The sequence below is a fragment of the Streptomyces sp. NPDC043867 genome (assembly GCF_056435845.1).
Genome location: NZ_JBWKDS010000017.1, coordinates 8,966 through 29,647, shown reverse-complemented (window position 1 = coordinate 29,647; position 20,682 = coordinate 8,966). Strand labels below are relative to the sequence as shown.

20 protein-coding genes and 1 tRNA gene are annotated in these 20,682 nt (G+C 72.7%); 5 read left to right on the top strand and 16 right to left on the bottom strand.

Annotated elements, in window-relative coordinates; genetic code table 11:
• Positions 1 to 108 precede the first annotated feature (108 nt).
• Positions 109 to 1,554 (bottom strand): glyceraldehyde-3-phosphate dehydrogenase, encoded by a 1,446-nt coding sequence (locus tag AC069T_RS18570; protein ID WP_478783763.1) that lies wholly within the window; start codon positions 1,552 to 1,554, stop codon positions 109 to 111.
• Between the two features lie 197 nt (positions 1,555 to 1,751).
• Positions 1,752 to 3,122 carry a serine/threonine-protein kinase gene (locus tag AC069T_RS18565; protein ID WP_478783762.1) on the bottom strand — a complete coding sequence of 457 codons (1,371 nt, stop codon included), beginning with the start codon at positions 3,120 to 3,122 and terminating at the stop codon, positions 1,752 to 1,754.
• 406 nt (positions 3,123 to 3,528) lie between these two features.
• Between AC069T_RS18565 and AC069T_RS18560 the strand changes: the two genes are divergently transcribed.
• Positions 3,529 to 4,074, top strand: coding sequence for a cysteine hydrolase family protein (locus tag AC069T_RS18560; protein WP_478783856.1), 546 nt, complete (start codon positions 3,529 to 3,531; stop codon positions 4,072 to 4,074).
• Between the two features lie 96 nt (positions 4,075 to 4,170).
• Here AC069T_RS18560 and AC069T_RS18555 read toward each other — a convergent pair.
• A tRNA-Pro gene (locus AC069T_RS18555) sits at positions 4,171 to 4,244 on the bottom strand.
• A gap of 172 nt (positions 4,245 to 4,416) precedes the next feature.
• Here AC069T_RS18555 and AC069T_RS18550 point away from each other — a divergent pair.
• Together AC069T_RS18550 and AC069T_RS18545 are read left to right on the top strand one after the other, a co-directional pair.
• Positions 4,417 to 5,127, top strand: a complete 711-nt coding sequence (locus AC069T_RS18550) for a transketolase (protein ID WP_478783761.1) — start codon at positions 4,417 to 4,419, stop codon at positions 5,125 to 5,127.
• Between the two features lie 67 nt (positions 5,128 to 5,194).
• On the top strand, positions 5,195 to 6,109 hold the full coding sequence (locus AC069T_RS18545) for a transketolase family protein (RefSeq protein WP_478783760.1): 915 nt from the start codon (positions 5,195 to 5,197) through the stop codon (positions 6,107 to 6,109).
• A gap of 99 nt (positions 6,110 to 6,208) precedes the next feature.
• Here AC069T_RS18545 and AC069T_RS18540 read toward each other — a convergent pair whose 3' ends face one another.
• From AC069T_RS18540 to AC069T_RS18485, 12 genes are all read right to left on the bottom strand, one after another.
• Positions 6,209 to 6,568: an MmcQ/YjbR family DNA-binding protein gene (locus AC069T_RS18540; protein WP_478783759.1), complete on the bottom strand. Its 360-nt coding sequence runs from the start codon at positions 6,566 to 6,568 to the stop codon at positions 6,209 to 6,211.
• 44 nt (positions 6,569 to 6,612) lie between these two features.
• On the bottom strand, positions 6,613 to 7,149 hold the full coding sequence (locus AC069T_RS18535; protein ID WP_478783758.1) for an N-acetyltransferase family protein: 537 nt from the start codon (positions 7,147 to 7,149) through the stop codon (positions 6,613 to 6,615).
• Complete coding sequence (locus AC069T_RS18530) at positions 7,146 to 7,718, bottom strand: helix-turn-helix domain-containing protein (RefSeq protein ID WP_478783757.1); 573 nt, start codon at positions 7,716 to 7,718, stop codon at positions 7,146 to 7,148. The genes AC069T_RS18535 and AC069T_RS18530 overlap by 4 nt, the downstream gene beginning before the upstream one ends.
• 67 nt (positions 7,719 to 7,785) lie before the next feature.
• Entirely contained in the window at positions 7,786 to 8,688 is a 903-nt protein-coding gene (locus AC069T_RS18525; protein ID WP_478783756.1) for a LysR family transcriptional regulator, read from the bottom strand.
• 43 nt (positions 8,689 to 8,731) lie between these two features.
• Complete coding sequence (locus tag AC069T_RS18520; protein WP_476752616.1) at positions 8,732 to 9,925, bottom strand: glycine C-acetyltransferase; 1,194 nt, start codon at positions 9,923 to 9,925, stop codon at positions 8,732 to 8,734.
• Positions 9,926 to 9,985: 60 nt separating this feature from the next.
• Positions 9,986 to 11,014, bottom strand: coding sequence for an L-threonine 3-dehydrogenase (gene tdh, locus AC069T_RS18515; RefSeq protein ID WP_478783755.1), 1,029 nt, complete (start codon positions 11,012 to 11,014; stop codon positions 9,986 to 9,988).
• 166 nt (positions 11,015 to 11,180) lie between these two features.
• Positions 11,181 to 11,771, bottom strand: coding sequence for a GAF domain-containing protein (locus AC069T_RS18510; RefSeq protein WP_478783754.1), 591 nt, complete (start codon positions 11,769 to 11,771; stop codon positions 11,181 to 11,183).
• Between the two features lie 61 nt (positions 11,772 to 11,832).
• On the bottom strand, positions 11,833 to 12,432 hold the full coding sequence (locus AC069T_RS18505) for a GTP-binding protein (RefSeq protein ID WP_478783753.1): 600 nt from the start codon (positions 12,430 to 12,432) through the stop codon (positions 11,833 to 11,835).
• On the bottom strand, positions 12,410 to 12,781 hold the full coding sequence (locus AC069T_RS18500; protein ID WP_478783855.1) for a DUF742 domain-containing protein: 372 nt from the start codon (positions 12,779 to 12,781) through the stop codon (positions 12,410 to 12,412). Before AC069T_RS18500 ends, AC069T_RS18505 begins: the two co-directional genes overlap by 23 nt.
• A 2-nt stretch (positions 12,782 to 12,783) precedes the next feature.
• The gene (locus tag AC069T_RS18495; protein WP_478783752.1) at positions 12,784 to 13,218 is read right to left on the bottom strand and encodes a roadblock/LC7 domain-containing protein; all 435 of its coding nucleotides are present in this window, start codon (positions 13,216 to 13,218) and stop codon (positions 12,784 to 12,786) included.
• Positions 13,219 to 13,274: 56 nt separating this feature from the next.
• Positions 13,275 to 15,635 carry a sensor histidine kinase gene (locus AC069T_RS18490; RefSeq protein ID WP_478783751.1) on the bottom strand — a complete coding sequence of 787 codons (2,361 nt, stop codon included), beginning with the start codon at positions 15,633 to 15,635 and terminating at the stop codon, positions 13,275 to 13,277.
• 357 nt (positions 15,636 to 15,992) lie between these two features.
• On the bottom strand, positions 15,993 to 17,264 hold the full coding sequence (locus tag AC069T_RS18485; RefSeq protein WP_478783750.1) for an MBL fold metallo-hydrolase: 1,272 nt from the start codon (positions 17,262 to 17,264) through the stop codon (positions 15,993 to 15,995).
• A 260-nt stretch (positions 17,265 to 17,524) separates the two neighbouring features.
• Here AC069T_RS18485 and AC069T_RS18480 point away from each other — a divergent pair, with 260 nt between their 5' ends.
• Positions 17,525 to 18,715: a Glu/Leu/Phe/Val dehydrogenase dimerization domain-containing protein gene (locus AC069T_RS18480; protein WP_478783749.1), complete on the top strand. Its 1,191-nt coding sequence runs from the start codon at positions 17,525 to 17,527 to the stop codon at positions 18,713 to 18,715.
• Between the two features lie 204 nt (positions 18,716 to 18,919).
• Positions 18,920 to 19,552, top strand: a complete 633-nt coding sequence (locus AC069T_RS18475) for a TetR/AcrR family transcriptional regulator (protein WP_478783748.1) — start codon at positions 18,920 to 18,922, stop codon at positions 19,550 to 19,552.
• A 51-nt stretch (positions 19,553 to 19,603) separates the two neighbouring features.
• Here the strand turns inward: AC069T_RS18475 and AC069T_RS18470 are convergent, their stop codons facing one another.
• Positions 19,604 to 20,389 (bottom strand): SGNH/GDSL hydrolase family protein, encoded by a 786-nt coding sequence (locus AC069T_RS18470; RefSeq protein WP_358851948.1) that lies wholly within the window; start codon positions 20,387 to 20,389, stop codon positions 19,604 to 19,606.
• Positions 20,390 to 20,682 lie beyond the last annotated feature (293 nt).

Genomic DNA, 20,682 nt, shown 5'->3' with positions numbered 1-20,682 from the left:
CACGACAGCCGTACGCGGTGCCCGCCCCCTCTCCGGGACGGGCACCGCGTACGGCTGTCGCCGTCCCGCGCCGGCGGTCGTCCGGCGCGGGGCCCGGCTCATCTCACGTCAGCTCACGGGCACCGGGTACGTCGGGTACTCCACCCCGGACACGTGCTGGACGACGCGGATCACCTGGCAGGAGTAGCCGAACTCGTTGTCGTACCAGAGGTAGAGGATGGCGTCGTCACCCTCCACCTTCGTGGCACCGGCGTCGACGATCGAGGCGTGACGCGAGCCGATGAAGTCGCTGGAGACCGCGTCGGGGGCGCTGATGAAGTCGATCTGGCGCTTCAGCGGCGAGGTCAGCGAGACGTTCCGCAGGTAGTCGAGGACCTCCTCGCGGGTGGTCTCGCGGGCGAGCCGCAGGTTCAGGATCGCGATCGAGACGTCCGGCACCGGCACGCGGATCGAGCTGCCGGTGATCCTCGCCTCGAGGTCGGGCAGCGCCTTTGCGACGGCGGAGGCGGCGCCGGTCTCGGTGAGCACCATGTTGAGCGGCGCCGAACGGCCACGGCGGTCGGAGTTGTGGTAATTGTCCAGCAGGTTCTGGTCGTTGGTGAACGAGTGGACGGTCTCCACGTGCCCGCGCAGGACGCCGTACTCGTCCGCCATCGCCTTCAGCGGCGGCACGATCGCGTTGGTGGTGCAGGACGCGCAGGACAGGATCTGCTCGTCGGGCTTGATCGTGTCGTGGTTGACGCCGTGGACGATGTTCGGGACGTCGCCCTTGCCCGGCGCCGTCAGGACGACCTTGTCGATGCCCGGACGCAGGTGCTGCGACAGGCCCTGGCGGTCGCGCCACTTGCCGGTGTTGTCGATGAGGATGGCGTTCTTGATGCCGTACGCCGTGTAGTCGACCTCCGACGGGTCGCCCGCGTAGATCACCTTGATCTCGTTGCCGTTGGCGATGATCGTGCTGTTCGCCTCGTCGACGGTGATCGTGCCCTGGAACTGGCCGTGAATCGAGTCCCGGCGCAGCAGCGAGGCCCGCTTGACGATGTCCTGGGCGCCGCCCTGCCGGACGACGACGGCCCGCAGCCGCAGGCCGTTGCCCGAACCCGCCTTCTCGATGAGCAGGCGGGCGACGAGCCGGCCGATCCGGCCGAACCCGTACAGGACGACGTCGCGTCCCTCGCGGCGCTCGATCTTGTTCTCACCCGTCGCGCCGGCGACGGCCTCGGCGGTGAAGTCGGCCACCGAGAGCCCGCGGTCGTCGCACTTGTAGGTCGCGGCGAGCATGCCGATGTCGATCTGGGACGGGCCGAGGTCGAGCGTGGTGAGCGTCTGCAGGAACGGCAGGGTCTCGGTGACCGAGAGCTCCTCACCGGCCATCTGCCGGGCGAACCGGTGGGTCTTGAGGATGCTGACCACCGACTTGTTCACCAAGGAGCGGCTGTGCAGCAGGACCGTGACGTCCCGCTCGCGGTGCAGCTTCCCGATGATCGGGATCATCGACTCCGCGATCTCCTCGCGGTTCTTCCAGTTGGTGAACGAGTCGTCGTTGACAGTCACAGGTTTATCTTTCGAGCTAGGCGGTGCTCAGATGTTAACGCTCCCGGTACTTTGATCACACAGGGGGTGCCCCAGGCAGGAGTGCCGGGTCCGCGAGGACATCGGCGAGAGTCACCGCGGGGCAGCCGAGCACCCCGGTCAGCACGTGAGGCCGGTGCGCCGGGCTCCGGCACCGTCCTGGACCGGCGCCGCTGGTCCTACTTGTTCGCCTTCTGCTTGCCGGACGCCTTCTCCTTCTTGGGCGCCATCTGCTTCTTGGGCGCCTTGTGCTTGGGCGATCTGGCCTGCGGCTCGGGGTTGGCCGGCGCAGCGACCTGGCGAGTTGTCACCGCGTTCTCCCGGGGAGCGGGGGCCGACGCGGAAGGCGCGGACGCGGAGGACGTGACGGGCTGCGTGCTGGCCCGCGCGGAGGCGCTCCCCGGCGCGGCCTTCGGGTCCGGCGCGGCCGCGGAGGTGTCCGACGGCTCGGTGCCCGCGCTGGACGAGGCATGGCTGTCGGGCCCCGCGGCGGCGCCGTGGTCGGGCAGACCCACCACGCCCGCGAGGGTGACGCCCAGGAGCGTTGCCAGCGCCGCGCCCGCGGTGGCCAGCGCGCGCCCGCTGCCGTGCCGTAGGGGAGCGGCGTCGCCGTCGGCGGCGCGCATGCCGGGACCTGCGCCGAGGACCCGGGCCGTGTCGTTGCCGTCCTTCGCGCCGGGGGACTGCGGGGGCAGCACACGGATCACGGCGGGCCGCTCCCCCGCGCCCAGGGCCGACAGCAGGTCCGCGCAGGTACGGGCGTCGGGGCGCTCGTGCTCGTCCACGGCGGTCATGGCGCCGAGCAGAGCGGTCAGCTCCTCGCCCAGGAAGGACGGGAGGACCGGGGCACGGTGCAGGCGGGCGATCGCCGCCTCCAACGGGGCGCCGTCGTACTCGAGCTCTCCCTTGAGGCATTCCAGGAGGGTCAGTCCGAGCGCGTACACGTCGGCGGGGGGCCCGACCGGCCGGCCCATGACCTGCTCGGGAGCCAGGTACGCGGCGGTGCCCACCAGCGCGCCCGTGGCGGTCTGCGTGGTGCTGTCCATCAGCCGCGAGATGCCGAAGTCGGTCAGGTGGGGTGCGCCCGTCCCGTCCAGGAGGATGTTCGACGGCTTGACGTCGCGGTGCACCACTCCGGCCGCGTGCACGTAGTCGAGGGCGTCCGCCAGGGCAGCGCCGACGGTGCACGCCTCGGCGGGGGTGAGGGCTCCCCCGGCGACCCGGGCACGCAGCGTCGCACCGGTGACGAGCTGCATGACGAGGAACGGGCTGCCCGCTTCCCGTCCGGAGTCGAAGACCGTGACGAGTCCGGGGTGCTGGAGGCCGGCCAGCATCACGGCCTCCTCGGTGAACCGTTCCTCCGTCTGCGCGTCGGTGCCGAGCCTGAACACCTTCACCGCGACCGGCCGCCGCAGTCTCAGGTCGAAGCCGCCGTACACGTCGGCGGCGCCGCCCCGGCCGAGAAGAGCGTCCAGACGGTACCGGCCCGCCAGCACGTCGTTGCTGCCGAAGCGGGTGTCCGTCCGCAACGGCCATTGCGGTGCTGGCATGTGCCCTCCTGTGCGGGACGGTCGGGACGGTGCGGGACCCCGGTCGGGTGATTCCGGGGCAGCCGTCCGCGTTCCCACAATGCGCCGCGCTATCCCTTTTCGGGCCGATCCCGATGCCGCGCACCGGACCGGCGGGAGTCGTCCGCCCGGAGACCGGCGCCCGACGAGCGGCGATCTCCCGGGCCCGGGGAGTGCCGGGAAAGACCGGCGGATGGCCGCGTCCGAGAGGGGTACCGCACAGAACCGGACCGTGCGTTCGTGATCATAGAGGGGATGACGCGTGGCCCTGTGTCACCCGAACACCGCGCCCTGGACGGGCCGGGGCGTGTCGGACGCTTCGGCCGGGGCGCACGATGCCACCGTGGGCTCCGCTCCCTGGGCCGAGGAGGAACTTGTGGATTCCGACATGCCGAAGACCGCGCTGGTCGTCATCGACATGATCAACACCTATGAGCACGAGGACGCCGAGGTGCTGGTCGACTCCGTGCGCAAGGCGCTGCCCGCGATGCGCCGGCTGATCGGCCGGGCCCGGGAACAGGGAGCGGACGTCATCTATGTCAACGACAACTCCGGGCGGTGGCGCTCGCACCACGACGAGCTCCTGGAGGCCGCCCTGCGAGGGCCCCACGCCGACCTCGTCGATCCGATCCGGCCGGACGGTGAGTCGCTCTTCGTCGTCAAGGCCCGGCACTCGATCTTCTACCAGACGCCACTGGAGTACCTGCTGGCCGAGCAGGGGGTGAGGCACATCGTGATGTGCGGGCAGGTCACCGAGCAGTGCGTGCTGTACTCGGCGCTCGACGCCCACATCCGGCACTTCCGGGTGACCGTGCCGAGCGACGCCGTCGCCCACATCCACGAGGATCTCGCGCGGGCGTCCTTCCAGATGATGGAGCGGAACATGAACGCCGAGGTCGTGCGGGCCGACGAGGTCGACTTCGCCAAGGCGTGACGGAGCCGGACCGCGAAGGGGCGACCGGGCTGCGCGAGCACGACGGAGGCCGCCTCCCCATGAAGGAAGACGGCCTCCGACTGTCGACTTCACACGTCGGGACGACAGGATTTGAACCTGCGACCCCTTGACCCCCAGTCAAGTGCGCTACCAAGCTGCGCCACGTCCCGATGCCCGTCTGACCTGGGGTTTCCCCTGGCCGAACGCGCACGGAAACAATACCGCACTCGGGCCGGTGGTCGCGCACCGCTTTTACGGGGCGACGCACAGCGGCGGCTCCCTGGCGAATTCCCGCACCCGGCGGTTGACCTCAACTCCGCTTGAGGTTGCACGATCGTCGGCATGACGATCACGGCTGAGCGCGATCACGCGCGGTACCGGTACGAGGACCTGCCCGGGCTCATGGGGCTGATGACGGGGGACGAGAAGCACGGACCCGCGGCGACGTCCACCCTGGACGTGCTGTGGGTGCTGTACGACCGCGTGCTCGACGTGCGGCCCGAGGGGACGGACGATCCCGGACGGGACCGGTTCCTGCTGTCCAAGGGGCACGGGCCGATGGCGTACTACGCCGTACTCGCCGCCAAGGGCTTTGTGCCCGTCGACTGGCTGCCGGGCTTCGGCTCCTACGACTCGCCGCTCGGGCATCACCCGGACCGCGTCCTGGTGCCGGGCGCCGAGATCGGCAGCGGGTCGCTCGGGCACGGGCTGCCGATCGCCGTCGGCACGGCACTCGGGCTGCGCGCCCAGGGGCTCGACGCGCCGCGCGTGTGGGTGCTGGTCGGGGATGCCGAGCTGGACGAGGGCAGCAACCACGAGGCCGTCGCGTACGCCGGTCCCGCCGGACTCGAGCGGCTGCACACCGTCGTGATCGACAACTCCTCCGCCCGTCACGCCCGGCCCGGCGGGATCGCGGCGCGGTTCGCGGCCGCCGGGTGGTCCACGGAGACCGTGGACGGCCGTGACCACGCGGCGCTGTACGCCGCGTTCACCGCGCCGCACCCGGGCCGGCCGCACGTGGTCGTGGCCCGGGTCGAGCCCAAGGACGCCTGAGCCACCCCGGCCGCCCTCTGTCATCCGCTCGCTTCGCTCGGGAGACCCCCGGGAAGGGAAACACCCCATGGACACCATGCGCGACCGCTTCGCCCCCGTCGTCACGCGGCTGCTCGACGAGGATCCGCGGGTCGCGGTCGTCCTCGCGGAGATCGGCTCCGACGGCTTCGCGGAGGCCCGGCGCAGGCACCCCGACCGGGTGATCAACGTCGGCATCCGCGAGCAGCTCCTCGTCGGCACGGCCGCGGGACTCGCGCTCACCGGGCTGCGGCCGGTGGCGCACACCTTCGCCAGCTTCCTGGTCGAGCGGCCCTTCGAGCAGGTCAAGCTGGACCTCGGACATCAGGACGCCGGTGCGGTCCTGGTCAGCGCCGCCGCCTCCTTCGACTGGCCGGCCGGCGGCTTCACCCACATGTCACCGGGTGACGTGGCGCTGCTCGACACGCTGGACGGCTGGACCGTGCACGTCCCCGGCCATCCGGACGAGGCGGAGACACTGCTGCGCCACGCGGTCGCCGCCGGGGACGACAAGGTGTACGTGCGGCTCTCCGTGCAGTCGAACGCGCGCGGGCGGGCCGTAGACGGGGCCCGCCTCCTCACCGTCCGGGAGGGGCGCGCCGGTGTGGTCGTCGCCGTGGGCCCCATGCTCGACGCCGTGCTGGACGCGACGGAGGGACTCGACGTGACGGTCCTGTACGCGGCCACCGTCCGGCCCTTCGACGCGGCGGGGCTGCGCCGGGCCACCGGTTCGGGGGCCGCGGACGTCGTCCTGGTCGAGCCGTACCTGGCGGGTACGTCGACGGCCGCCGCCAACGACGCGCTCGCCGACCTGCCGCACCGGGTCCTCGGTCTCGGCGTGGGCCGCCGTGAACTGCGCCGGTACGGCACCGTCGAGGAACACGTGGCCGCCCACGGGCTCGACGCGGGGACGCTGCGGGAGCGGATCGGCGGGTTCCTGGGGGCGGGGGTGGCGCACGGGTGAGCGTCCGGCGGGTTCCCGGGGCCCACGCGGGTGCGTCTCCGCCCGGCGAGGCGGGAGCGGCTGTCCGGAGCCGGTGCCGAGGCCGCCGTGACCGTCGCGTCAGCCGGTGGCCGGGGGCCCCAGCTCCGGGTGGGAGTCGAGGAGCCGGGGCGGGGCCGCCTGGCGCCAGGAGTCGGCCAGGATGTCGCGCAGTTCGTCCTCGTCCTCCAGGGCGGCGAGGCGGACGCGGACCCAGGCGAAGTTCGCCTCGTGGCCGGCGATCCAGAACTTCCCCGGCTCGGCCAGGGCCAGTTCGTCGCGCTCCTCCTTGGGGCAGCGGACGGCGATGGAGGTCTCGTTCTCGGGCAGCGTGGCGAACATCTTGCCCGCGACCCGGAACGTGGGCATGCTCCAGGCGGTCTTCTCCGCCGTTTCCGGCAGGGAGAGGGCGATACGGCGTACGTCGTGGGCATCCGGCATGGACCGCACCGTAGCGAAGGGCACTGACAATCACCCGGCGGGCGTCAGCCGGGTGGAATTGCAGGTCCCACGTGTTTGTAGAAGATCGTCGTGGCGTGCAGCGCGCCCTCGGGGGTCTCCGCGTAGTCGGGTATCGCGCCGACCCGTGTCCATCCGGCGGACCGGTAGAGGGACTCGGCGGGGCTGCCGGTCTCCGTGTCGAGGTGCAGAAGTGTGACGCCGGCCGCGGCCGCCGCCTGCTCGGCGGTCGCCAGGAGCCTGCGGCCGAGGCCCTGTCCGCGGCCGTCCCGGTGCACCATCAGCTTCACCACTTCGGCGCGGTGCCGGCTGTTGGGCCTGCCGGGGAAGGCGAGGCCGACGGTGCCGGTCACCCGGCCCCCGGTGCGCGCCGCCCAGACGGCGAGTTCTCCGGCGGCGACCGCTTCGGCCCGCCCCCGCCACCAGTCGGCGGCCTCCGCGGGGCCGAGCGGCGCGAGGAACCCCACGGAAGCCCCGCCGTCCACGGTGTCGGTCAGCAGGTCCGCCAACTCGTCGGCGACAGAGAGGAGTTCGGCTGCGCTCAGCCTGGACACGGCGGTCACGGCAGCACCACCGCCAGCACGTACCGCGCGCCGTCGGGGCCGGGTGCCCGGAAGCGGGTCGGCCCCCAGACCCGCATGCGGAGGCAGTCTCCAGCGGCGAGGTGATGCTCGACGTCCCGCACGGTCACGTCGAGGCTCCCGGCCAGGACCCAGATGTGCTGTTCGAGACCGGGGACGGGCGGACGGTCGTACGCGATGTCGGCGCCCGCCGCGAGCCGGCCCTCGACCAGTTCGCCGCGCAGGCCCGGGTGCGGAGGGGACACCGACCGCCGTACGAAACCGGACGCGCTGTCCTCCCAGACGGCCTGGTCCGCGGCTCGCACGAGCAGGTCGGGAGCCGCCTCGACCTCACTGAGCAGCTGCGACATGGTGCGTCCGTAGACACCGCACAGGCGGTTCAGCAGCGAGGCCGTGGGGCTGGTCTCCGCCCGCTCGGCCCGGGAGAGCGTCGAGCGGCTCACCCCGCTGCGCTCCGCCAGCTCCCCCAGGGACCAGCCGCGTTCGGCCCGCAGCTCGGCCAGTCTGGCCGCGAGCCGGGCATCGACGGCATCCTCCACATCGTCTCTCATATTCGGGATGCTATCCCAGATGTGAAACGCGCCGTTCAGCAGGGGAGACGGCAGGGCTTCCGTACCGCTACGCCGTCGCGGCCTCCGCCAGCGCCGCCAGCACCGGGCGGATCAGCGGATGCCCCTCCGCGCCACGGCGTACGGCGGCGAAGACGCGGCGCGTGGGAGCGGTGCCGTCGACGGGGCGCACCACCACACCCGAGAGGTCCATGCCGCGCAGGGCGGAGCGGGGCACCAGGGCGACACCGGCGTCCGCCGAGGCGAGGGCGACGACGGCCCGGAAGTCGTCCGAGGAGTGCTCCAGGCGGGGCTGGAATCCGGCGTTCTCGCAGGCCAGGACAACCACGTCGTGGCAGGGGTTGCCGGGGTAGGGGCCGATCCAGGGGTCCTTGGCGAGCTCGGCGAGCGGCACCTCCCCCGCGTCGGCGAGCCGGTGGGCGACGGGGACGACCGCGTCGAAGGGCTCGGCGTAGAGCGGGACGTGCGTGAGGCGCGGGTCGTCGGCGGCCGGGGCGCCCCGGTACTCGACGGCCACCGCGACGTCGACCTGCCGGTCCAGCACCATGGGCAGGCTGGCGTCGCCCTCGGCGTCCTGGACGCGGAGGCGGATGCCGGGCGCCGTCAGCGCGAGGCGGGCCAGCGCCGGAGCCACGACCAGACCGATGCCGGTGGCGAAGGCGGCGACGGTGACCGTGCCCGCGGCCCCCGAGCTGTACGCCGCCAATTCGGCTTCCGCGCGCTCCAGTTGAGCGAGGACCACGTTCGTGTGGGTGAGCAGGATCTCGCCCGCGGGGGTCAGCCGGACACCCCGGGCACCCCGCTCGACGAGCCGGTGGCCGGTCTCCTGTTCGAGCGCGGCGAGCTGCTGGGAGACGGCCGACGGCGTGAGATACAGCGCGGCGGCAGCCGCCGTCACCGTGCGGTGGTCCGCCACCGCACGGAGGATGTGGAGCCGCCGCGCCTCGATCATGCGACCGATTCTCTCAGGCCGGGAGGGCCGGTATGTCCCTCCCTCAGGCGCCCAGCTCCGCGCGGGCCGCCACGAACGCGTCCACGGCCCGGTTGACGTCCTCGGTCGAGTGGGCGGCGGACAGCTGCACCCGGATCCGTGCCTGGCCCTGCGGGACCACCGGGTACGAGAAGCCGATCACGTACACGCCGCGTTCCAGGAGCAGCTCAGCCAGGCGTCCCGCGACGGTCGCGTCGCCGATCATGACGGGGGCGATGGCGTGGTCGCCGGGCAGCACGTCGAAGCCCTCCTCCGTCATCCGGGAGCGGAACAGCGCCGTGTTCGCGGCGAGCTTGTCGCGCAGGTCGCCGGCCGACTCGAGCAGGTCCAGGACCTTCAGGGACGCCGCCGCGATCACCGGGGCGAGCGTGTTGGAGAAGAGGTACGGGCGGGAGCGCTGGCGCAGCAGGGCGACGATCTCGGCGCGGGCGGCCACGTAGCCGCCGGACGCACCGCCGAGGGCCTTGCCGAGGGTGCCGGTGATGATGTCGACGCGGTCCATGACCCCGTGCAGCTCGGGGGTGCCGCGGCCGCCGGGGCCGACGAAGCCGACGGCGTGCGAGTCGTCGACCATGACCATGGCGTCGTAGCGGTCGGCGAGGTCGCAGATCTCGCGCAGCGGCGCCACGTAACCGTCCATGGAGAAGACGCCGTCGGTGACGATGAGGCGGCGCCGGGCGTCGGACGCCTCCTTGAGCTTCTGCTCCAGGTCGGCGAGGTCACGGTTGGCGTACCGGAAGCGGCGGGCCTTGGACAGCCGGATGCCGTCGATGATCGACGCGTGGTTGAGGGCGTCGGAGATCACCGCGTCCTCCGCGCCGAGGAGGGTCTCGAAGACACCGCCGTTGGCGTCGAAGCAGGAGGAGTAGAGGATCGTGTCCTCCTGGCCGAGGAACGCGGACAGGCGCTGCTCCAACTCCTTGTGCACCTCCTGCGTGCCGCAGATGAAGCGCACGGAGGCCATGCCGTAGCCCCAGCGGTCGAGTGCCTCGTGGGCGGCGGCGACGACCTCGGGGTGGTCGGCGAGGCCGAGGTAGTTGTTCGCGCAGAAGTTGAGGACCTCACCGGGGCGGCCACCGGCGGTGACACTCACCGTCGCGGACTGCGGGGTGCCGATGACGCGCTCGGGCTTGTGCAGGCCGGCGGCGCGGATCTCGTCGAGGGTGGCGCGCAGGTCGTCGCGCACGGAGTCGAACATGGAAGGGCTCCAGGAGTTGCGTGAGGGCGGGTGGGCCGAAGCGGCGGACCGGATCCGGGATCAGGCGGTCCAGTCGAGGATGACCTTGCCGCCGCGGCCGCTCGCCGCGTCGGCGAAGGCCGCCTCGAAGTCGCGGTAGCCGTACCGGCCGGTGATGACGGGGGCGAGGTCGAGGCCGCCTTCGAGCAGCACCGACATCGCGTACCAGGTCTCGAACATCTCCCGGCCGTAGATGCCCTTGATGGTGATCATGGACGTCACGATCCGGGCCCAGTCGACCGGGAACTCCTGGGCGGGCAGCCCGAGCATGGCGATCCGGCCGCCGTGGGTCATGTTGGCGATCATGTCGCGCATCGCCTCGGGGCGGCCCGACATCTCCAGGCCGATGTCGAAGCCCTCACGCAGGCCGAGCGCGCGCTGCCCGTCCGCGATGGTCGCCCTGCCCACGTTCAGGGCGAGACTGACGCCGATCTTGCGGGCGAGTTCCAGCCGCTCCTCGCTGACGTCGGTGATGACGACGTTGCGGGCGCCGGCGTGGCGGGCCACGGCCGCGGCCATCAGTCCGATCGGTCCGGCGCCGGTGACCAGGACGTCCTCGCCGACCAGCGGGAAGGAGAGCGCCGTGTGCACCGCGTTGCCGAACGGGTCGAAGATCGCCGCGATGTCGAGGTCCACGGGCACCCGGTGCACCCACACGTTGGCCGCGGGCAGCGCCACGTACTCGGCGAAGGCGCCGTCGCGGCCGACACCGAGGCCCACCGTGGCCCGGCACAGGTGGCGCCGGCCGGCCAGACAGTTGCGGCACTTGCCGCAGACCAGGTGGCCCTCGCCGCTGACCCGGTCGCCCACCTCGATGTCGGCGACGTCACGGCCGGTCTCGACGACCTCGCCGGCGAATTCGTGGCCGACGACGAGCGGGGTGCTGATCGTCTGCTGCGCCCAGCCGTCCCAGCTGCGGATGTGCAGGTCGGTGCCGCAGATCCCGGTCCTGAGGACCTTGATCAGTACGTCGCCGGGACCGATGGACGGCTCGGGTACGTCCGTGAGCCAGAGGCCCGGCTCCGCCTTCTCCTTGACCAGCGCCTTCAACGCTACGGCTCCTGTGGGTAGGTCCCGGAGGGAGGGCACGCCGAAGGGGCCCGGACCCGGGGAAAGGGGTGAGATCCCCCAGAAATCTGCCGTACGACGGCGGCCCGGGTCCATCGAGGTTTTCTTAAGCGCCGCCGCAGCTTTGCTTCACGCACCGGCGGCGGAGTCAGCTGCCGTCGCTCTCCCGGCGTTCGATCTGCGTGAGCAGTTCCGACGCCATCGACTTGATGGTCTCCAGGCCCGCTCTGCCCCACGGGCGGGGTTCGACGTCCACGACGCAGACCGTGCCGAGGGCGATCCCCGTGCGGTCGATCAGCGGAGCGCCCAGGTAGGAGCGGATCCCGATCTCGTCCACGACCGGGTTGCCCGCGAACCGCGGGTAGTCGCAGACGTCCTCAAGGACGAGTGCCTTGCGGCGGACCACCACATGGGGGCAGAAGCCGTAGTCGCGGGTCAGGTGGCGGCCGAACCCGCGTGTGCCGCCGTCGGCGGTCGCGGCGGTGATCAGCCGTGCGCCCGATCCGGTCCCGTCGGGCGTGTGCAGACCGGCGAAGAACTGCCGTTTCTCGTCGATGAAGTTGACCATGGAGTACGGCACCGCGGCGACCTCGGCGAGCCGGTCCGCGAACGCGTCGAAGGCCGGTTCGGCGCGTTCGCCCAGGCCCAGCCGGCGCAGCCGCCGCACCCTCGCCGGTGCGTCCTTGTCCTCCGGGGTCAGCAGCAGGCGACCTGCCGGACGCGGCGGGTCATAACTCATGCGCGGACTCCTCGACCTGGGGGCGGGTTCATGGACGGGCTCCCTGACCCGGGGGCCGGGCTCACGTGTGGGCTCCGTGACCCCGGGCGCGGGTCGGCGCGTGGGCGAGGAGATGGCGTACCAGCGTGAGCAGGGTCTGCACACCTGAGCTGGAGATCCGGGCGTCGCAGCGCACCACGGGGATCTCCGGGTCGAGGTCGATGGCCGCGCGCACCTCGTCGGGGTCGTAGCGGTACGAGCCGTCGAACTCGTTGATCGCGACGATGAATCCGAGACCGCGCTGTTCGAAGAAGTCGACGGCGGCGAAGCAGTCCTCCAGGCGGCGGGTGTCGGCGAGGATCACCGCGCCTAGCGCGCCCTCGGAGAGCTCGTCCCACATGAACCAGAACCGCTCCTGTCCGGGAGTACCGAACAGGTAGAGCACGTGTTCCGGGTCCAGGGTGATGCGCCCGAAGTCCATCGCGACGGTCGTCTCGAGCTTGTTCTCGATCCCGTCGAGGTTGTCGGTCGCGGCGCTGACCGTGGTGAGCAGCTCCTCGGTGCTGAGCGGCGCGATCTCGCTCACCGCGCCGACGAAGGTCGTCTTGCCGACCCCGAACCCGCCCGCCACCAAGATCTTCAGTGCGGTGGGGAACGGGTCAGAGCTGTCGTCGTAGTCCATCGAGCACTGCCTCCAGAAGAGACCGGTCAGTGGGGTGGTGGTGGAACCCGGGGGGCTTCGTGGTCAGCGCCCCGCAGTCGACGAGGTCGGACAGCAGCACCTTGGTGACCGCCGCCGGCAGCTTCAGATGCGCGGCGATCTCGGCGACCGAGAGCGGCCCGCGGCACAGTTCGAGCGCCTGGGTGTGCTCCGGGCCGAGGTATCCGAGGGGGGTCGCCCCGGTGGTCATCACCTGCGAGAGCAGGTCGAGCTCGGTCGTCGGCCTGGTCCGGCCGTTGCTGACCGTGTAGGGGCGCACGAGCCGTCCGGCCGCGTCGTCGAGCCAGGGCCCGTCGCCGGCCGCGGCCACCCTCACGGCCTCATCGCCGACGGTTCGGCGGCTGCCCGCCGGGGCGCGGTCATGAGATACGGCCGGACGCTCTTGACCAGCATCGCCATCTCGTAGCCGAGCACCGCCGCGTCGGTCTCGCGTCCGGCGAGTACGGCGAGGCAGGTGCCGGAGCCCGCGGTGGAGACGAACAGCAGCGTCGAGTCGAGTTCGACGACGACCTGGCGTACGTCGCCGCCCTCGCCGAAGCGGTGTCCGGCGCTGCGTCCGAGGGAGTACAGGCCCGAGGCCAGGGCCGCCATGTGGTCGGCGCTGTCCGTGTCGAGGCCGTGAACCGACTTCACTAGTCCGTCGCAGGACAGGAGTACCGCGCAAGTGGTGTGCGGTACGCGCTGGACGAGGCCGCTCATCAGCCAGTCGAGATCGGATACCTGGCCGGTCGGCGCATCGCTCGCCATGGTGGATCGACTCCTTGGGATACGAAGGTCTGCGGGAGCGGTGGGGGTGGGGGTGGTCATCCGGCCGGTGCGCTCCCGTCGTGCCGGGTGGTGAAGCCGGGTCCGGGCGCGGGCGCGATCTCGCGCGCCGCCCGCGTTTCGTGCCGCCCGGACGCGTGGACGGAGTGGTCTTCGGCCGGGTGCGGCGCGTCCGGGGTGGGGCGGGCGTCGTCCACGGGCAGGTCCTCCGCCGCGTACCCGAGGGGGTCGGCTCCCGGCGGCGGTGCGGAGGCGGGCGGGGCGCCGGGGCCGGACGGTAGGTCGAAGGGGGGCGCGGAGGCCGTGTGCGGCGGGCCGCCGTACGACGGGCCGTGCTGCGGCGCGTCCTCGTGCGGGACGTCGGTGAAGGGCCCGTCGAAGTGTTGCGTGCCCAGGTGCAGGGCTCCCAGTACGGCCGGCGCGTCCGTGTGGACCCGCTCCATATGGATGCCCTCCATATGGGTCGGCCCCATGTGGCCCGGCTCCATGTGGGCCGGGAGGAGGTGGCCCGGCCCCGCGTGGCCGGGTCCCATGTGGCCCGGCTCCATGTGACCCGGGAGCAGGTGATCCGGCCCCATGTGGCCCGGCTGCGGGTGGCCCGGTTGCGGGTGTTCCGGCTGCGGGTGGTCCGGCTGCGGGAGGTCGGGCTCCAGCTGCGCGGCCTCCGCGAGACCGATCCCGCGCTGGAACGCGGCCATCAGGCCGGGGTCGTGGCCGACGTGCTGCCCGTCGTCCGGGCGGGGTGTGGACGCCGGGCCGTCGCGGAGCTGGGGCGCGATGTGTTCCTGGGCCCGCCTGCGCGGCAGCTGGGGCGGCCTGCCCATGGTGCCGCGCACCGCGCCGTTGCGCGGCACGGGCGGCGTGATCGCGTTCTGCGCCACCGTCCGCCGGTCCTCCGGGCGGACGCCGGGCACGGCCGCCGCCGGAGTGGGCCGCTCTGGACGGGCACCCCGCAGCGGCAGCGGTGCCGGACCGCCGTCGCCGCGGGAGACGGGCGCGGGAGCCCCGCCGGCCGGCTCCGGCTCACGGGGCTCCCCTCCCTGCCGCGGCAGGGAGGGTGAGGCGGCGTGCCGGGGCGCCGAAGGCTCGGGCGCGGGCCCGGTGACGGCGGGCTGCTCGGGACCGGCGCCCGCTCGCGGCGGGTCCACGGCCTCCCGCTGCGGCGCCCGGGGAATGGCCCCGGTGGTCTCCGGACCCGTCCCGAGCAGCGCCTGCGGCACGACGAGTACGGCCTGGACACCGCCGTAGATGTTGGTCTGGAGCCGGACGTGGATGCCGTGCCGCCGGGCCAGCTGCGAGACCACGAAGAGGCCGATGCGGCCGTCCTGCAGCAGGCTGGCGACATTGACCTGGTCGGGGTCGGCGAGCAGGGCGTTCATCCTGTTCTGCTCGCCCATGGGCATGCCGAGGCCCCGGTCCTCGACCTCGACGGCCAGCCCGGAGGTGACGAGACTGGCGCGCAGCAGCACCTGGGTGTGCGGGGCGGAGAAGACGGTGGCGTTCTCGACGAGTTCGGCGAGGAGGTGGATGACGTCGGCGACCGCGTGTCCGCGCAGGGTGCCGTCGATCGGGGGCACCAGCTTGACCCGGGAGTACTGCTCGACCTCGGCGATGGCGGACCGCAGCACCTCGGTCGTGGTGACGGGGTTGCTCCACTGACGGCGTGAGACGGCACCGCCGAGCACGGCGAGGTTCTCGGCGTGACGCCGGATGCGGGTGGCGAGGTGGTCGACGTGGAAGAGGCCCTTGAGCAGGTCCGGGTCCTCGATCTCGTTCTCCAGCTCGTCGAGGATGGAGATCTCCCGGTGCACGAGGGACTGGAGGCGCCGGGCCAGATTGACGAAGACCTCGACCTTCTGCTCGCTGCCCGCATGGCTGGAGAGCTGTGCGGCCTGGACGACCGCGGTCGCGGCGCCGTCCTGGGCGCGGACCAGGTCGGCGCCGAGCAGCTCGAACTCGTCGGCGTCCGGGGGCGGCCCGCCGCGCGGCCTGCGCGCGGGTGCCGGCTCGCCGCGGCGCAGGGTCTCCAGGAGGGCGCGCAGGTCGGCCTGGCCGCGGGCGGTGGTGCGGCGCAGGGCGCCGACCCGGTCGCCCACGGTCCTGGCGGCACGGTCGGCGGCGACGGCGGCGATCACGATCCCCGCGAGCGCCACACCGACGGCTCCGGCGAGCACGGCCCACAGGCCAGGGCTGGGGCGGGCGCCGGCCGTGCGGAGCATGAACAGCACGGCGGCGCAGGCACCGAGGGCCACCGCGATCGGGGGCAGGACGGCCAGGCGCAGCAGCTGAGACCGTATGTGGGTCTCGGGCAGCGGCGGAATGGCACGGGCGGCCGGTCGCCCGTGCCGTCCGCCCTCACGGCGGTCTGCGCGGGCGGCCGGTGCGCGGAGGTGAGACATCGGCGTCCTCGTACTGGTGCGTCGGGGGCACGGGGCCCCCGCGGGTCTGCGCGACTCGGTCGTGCGCCATCGCGGTGCCGGTCGGCGGGGCCGAAGAAACCGACGCCACGTCGCCCGACGGCAACTCACAGTAGTCGGCAACGAAAGAGGTGCGGTGGGCAGTTGACAAAGTCCCGCGGAAGCCGTCCCGCTCTGGTATGAGACTTCGCACGACAGACCGGCCAGTTCCTCGGACAGACGTTCCCGTCGAGCGTCGACTCGATCGAACCTGGTCAGGAGTGGTCGGGAGCGAACGGCGAAGGGCCGAGGAGCGATGCGCTCCTCGGCCCTCGGCGTAGGGCGTCTCGTCCCGGGCGGTCACCCGGCAGGGACGGTCTCCGGCTCCCCGGTGCCCTCCGCAGCCTTGGCTGGAGGATTACTCTGCGTGGCCGGGCTGGTGATGCCGGTGGTCGTGGCGGCCGTCTCCGCGGGCTCGCTCCAGCCGCCTTCGGGCTCCCGGGCGACCCCGCGCCACCAGGGCTCGGACGGGACGGTGGCTGCCGTCGGCTCGAACGGTTCCCCGACCCGCGGCAGGGCGATGCGCGCGCCCGCCGCACGGCCCGCGTCGATCGTCCCCTCGCCCGGCTCCACCCAGGGGTGCGTCGCGAGATTGAACGTCGCCCAGTGGATCGGCATCATCACGCCGGCCGGCGTGCCGCCCTGGAGGTCCAGGTGGGCGCGCATGCCCTCCTCGGGTGTCATGTGGATGTCCGGCCAGAAGTCGCTGTACGCGCCGACCTGGATCATCGTCAGGTCGAACGGGCCGTGTCCGGCGCCGATGTCCCGGAAGCCCTCGAAGTAGCCGGTGTCACCGCTGTGGTAGATCCGGTGCTCGTCGCCCGAGACGGCCCAGGAGGCCCAGAGCGTGTGCTGGGCGTTGCGCAGACCGCGGCCGCAGAAGTGACGCGCGGGGGTGGCGGTCAGGGAGAGACCGCCCACCTTCGCCGTCTCGTTCCAGTCCAGCTCGCGCAGGCGGTCGGCCGAGACGCCCCAGCGCTCCAGGTGCGCGCCGACGCCGAGCGGGACCGCGAACACGGTGTCCGTGCCGGCGAGGGCCTTGATGCTGGGCATGTCGAGGTGGTCGTAGTGGTCGTGCGAGATGACGACGACGTCGACCGGGCCGAGGGCGGCCAGGGGCAGGGGCACGGGGTGCAGCCGCCTGGGCCCGGCGAACGGGAACGGGGAGCAGCGCTCACCCCAGACCGGGTCGAAGAGCACCCGGTGCCCGTCGATCTCGGCCAGCACGCTGGAGTGCCCCATCCAGGTGACCCGCAGTCCGCTCACGGCGGGCCTGTCCAGGTCCGCGAGCGTCGTGGGGTGCACCGGCACCGTCCCGGCCGGGAACCGGTGGACGCGCTCCTCGCGGCGGAAGTAGACCTTCGCGAACTCGACCATGGAGCCGTCGGGCCGAATCCGGGCGCTCTCCGGGTTCTTGAAGACGCCGTCGGCGAAGTGGGGTGATCTGCGGATGCGCTCGAGGCGCTCGCCGCTCGGATCCGCACCGAAGGCGGCGGGCCGCAACGAGCGGAGCCCGGAGCTCGGGAGACGGGAACCGGTCACGGCAACCTCCAGGTGGAGTCGGTCTGACATTCCATTATGGTCCGCCCCTCCGACAGGCCCGGGTCGGCCGGGTGACGACAAGGTGTCCGGATTCCTCCGGCACCGGGTCGCCCCGCCGGGCCCGCGCCCTCCGCAGCACCCGGTCCACCCGCCGACCCGGGCCCGGACTGACCCGTCGTTCAGTAGAGGCCCGTCACGCGGATATCATCCCCGCGGATCCCGAACCGGGGGTGCGGCCCGGTCTGCCGTCCCGGCCGGGCCCGCCGCCGATCACCGTCCCTGGAGCCCGCATGACCGCCCTCGCCGACGCCCCGCTCATCCGGCTGACCTGGACCGACCACGTCACCGGGCGCACGGGCCACCTCGTCGTCGACCGGCTGGTACGGGGCGTCTCCAGCGGCGGACTGCGGATGCGGGAGGGCTGCACGGTGGACGAGGTCGCGGGGCTCGCCCGCGGCATGACCGTCAAAGAGGCCCTGCACTACAACCCCGAGGGCCGCTACATCCCCCTGGGCGGCGCCAAGGGCGGCATCGACTGCGACCCCCGGCACCCGGACGCGTACGGCGTGCTCGTGCGGTATCTGCGCGCCATGCGCCCCTACATCGAGACCGTCTGGGCCACCGGAGAGGATCTCGGCCTGACCCAGGACCTGGTCGACCGGGCGGCTGCCGAGGCGGGGCTCGTCTCCTCCGTCCAGGCGGTGTATCCGCTGCTCGACGACGAGGCGGCGGCCCGCCGTCGCCTCGCGGACGCCTTCGCGGTCGAGGTGGACGGCATCGGGCTCGACGAGCTGGCCGGCGGCTGCGGTGTCGCCGAGTCCGTCCTCGCCGTGCTGGACCGGGCGGACGTGCCGTACGCGGGAACTCGGGTCGCCGTGCAGGGGTTCGGCACGATGGGCGGGGCGACGGCACGGTTCCTCACCCGCGCGGGGCTCACCGTGGTGGCCGTCGCCGACGTGAAGGGCACGATCGCCAACCCCCGGGGGCTCGATGTGGAGACGCTGCTGGCCGCGCGGGACGCGTACGGGACCGTCGACCGCGCCGCGCTGCGTCCCCGGGACCGTGAACTGCCGGGCGACGCCTGGCTGTTCACCGACGCCGAGGTCCTGGTGCCGGCCGCTGTCTCGTACGCGGTCGACACCGTGAACCAGGCCGGGATCACGGCCCGTTGGATCGTGGAGGCCGCCAACATGCCCGTCCTGCCGGGGGCGGAGGACCTGCTCGCCGCACGCGGGATCACGGTCCTGCCTGACGTGGTGGTCAACTCCGGTACCAACGCCTGGTGGTGGTGGACGCTGTTCGGTGACATCGGTCCCGACGCGGACGAGGCGTTCGCGTACCTCCGTCGCGCGATGCGCGCCCTGATCGACCGCGTGCTGGCGCGTGCGGAGGCCGACGGCACGACTCCGCGGGCTGCGGCGCACGCCGTCGCCGCCGACCGGCTGCCGGTGATCGCGGAACGGTTCGGCTGGTACCGGTGACGGGCGGGCGGCCCCTACGGAGGACGGCCGCGGCCGGGCCGGGTCGGGTCCGGGCCGCGTCGCGTCGGGTCGGGTCGGCGTCGACGGCGGTGTCGGCGTCGGCGTCGGCGTCGGCGTCGGCGTCGGTGTCGGAGCAGCCCACGCGTTCGCGGTGAGGCCGGGCCGGCGTCCGGGGTGTGCTGCGCGACGGATTAGGGTTGCCGCGTGGCGAGAGTGCGGTTGAGTGTGGTCCAGCGGCGCGAGGAACTGCTGCGGGCCGCCATCGGACAGATCGAGGCGCGCGGTGTCGCGGCCGTGCGCATCGCGGACGTGGCCGCGGCACTCGGGGTGAGCAACGCGCTGGTGCTCTACCACTTCTCGACGAAGGAGAAACTGGTCGCCGAGGCGTTCGCGTTCGCCGCCAAGGACGATCTCGCCCGGCTCCGCAAGCTGCTGGGCCGACGCACGTCGGCGCTGCGGCGGCTGCGGGCGGCCGTCCGCTGGTACGCGCCGACCGGCCAGGCCAAGGGCTGGCGGCTGTGGATCGAGGGCTGGGCGGTGGCGCTGCGCGAGCCGGGGCTGCGCGAGGTCACTCAGCACCTCGACCGGCAGTGGAAGGCCGCGCTCGCCGAGGTGATCGCGGAGGGCGTGGCCGCGGGCGAGTTCCGCTGCCCGGACGCCATGGACGCGGCCCTGCGGCTCACGGCCCTGCTGGACGGTCTCGCCGTGCAGATGACCGCTTACCCCGGCGCGGTGTCGCGGGCGCGCACCCGGGCCTGGGCGGACGAGGCCCTCACGCGCGAACTGGGCCTGGAGCGCGAGGCGTTGACGTCACCGCCCCACCGGGCCGCCGACTGAGCCGCCGTACCGGGCGCACCGCCCGCCCACCCGGGGACTCTGCCCGGCCCCTCACACCGCGGGGGCGATCCGCAGCTTGATGTCGTCCGGTGACAGGCTGCCCTTGGCCGCCACGTGGTCCCCGGAGGACTGGCCGCGCAGCCGGCGGCCGATCCACGGCACCAGGTACTCGCGCGCCCACTGGATGTTGTCGCGGCGCACCTCGAAGGTGCCGCGCGGGGGCAGCGGGGGCCAGGGCTGGTCCGGGTCCGCCGGGACCTCGAGGCCGAGGACCTGGCCGGCCCGCAGGGCGACCCGGGTGTGTCCTTCGGGCGACAGGTGGAGGCGGTCGCCGTCCCAGGCGCGCCGGTCCTGGATGGTCTTGAGCGACCACAGGTCCAGCACCGGGCAGCCGTAGCGGTCGGCGATGGCCCGCACATGCCCGTTGTACGTGGCGATCTTGCCGCGCAGATGCCTGAGCACGGGCATGGTGCGGGTGTCGAACCCGGTGGTCACCATGACGGTGCCGACGGCCGAGGCGAGGTCGGCGACCGCACGCTCGAAGCGCTCGGCGACCTCGTCGGGGTCGGTGCCCGGCCGGAGAATGTCGTTGCCGCCCGCGCAGAAGGAGACGAGGTCCGGCGCCAGTTCCTTGGCCTGCCGAAGCTGGCCCTCGACGATCTGGTCGAGCAGTTTTCCCCGTACGGCGAGGTTGGTGTAGCCGAAGTCGCCCTCTGGACGCCGGTCGGCGAGCAGTACCGCGAACCGGTCGGCCCAGCCGACGAAGGCCCCGTCCGGGCCGGGATCGCCGACGCCTTCGGTGAAGCTGTCCCCCACCGCCACGTACGACCCGATCACTGATCTGTTGTCACTCTTCGAATCGTCTGCCACATCGGCCCATGATTCCCCTCCGATGTGAGCTACGCGACCGTAGGAAAGGGTTGACGGCTGGTGAGATAAGCCACTCGTCAAGTGTTGGTCAATCTCGGAATAAGGCGGTGCGCAGGGGCGGTTGACGAGCCTCAACGCCCGGAAGCGCAGGCTCCGCACACCCCGTCGCCGACGCCGGGGGGGAGGGAGGGAAGGGGAACAGGGGGGGGGGGGGGGCGTTTTTGTTTTTGGTGTGTGTTGTGGGTGGTCGGGGGGGGGAA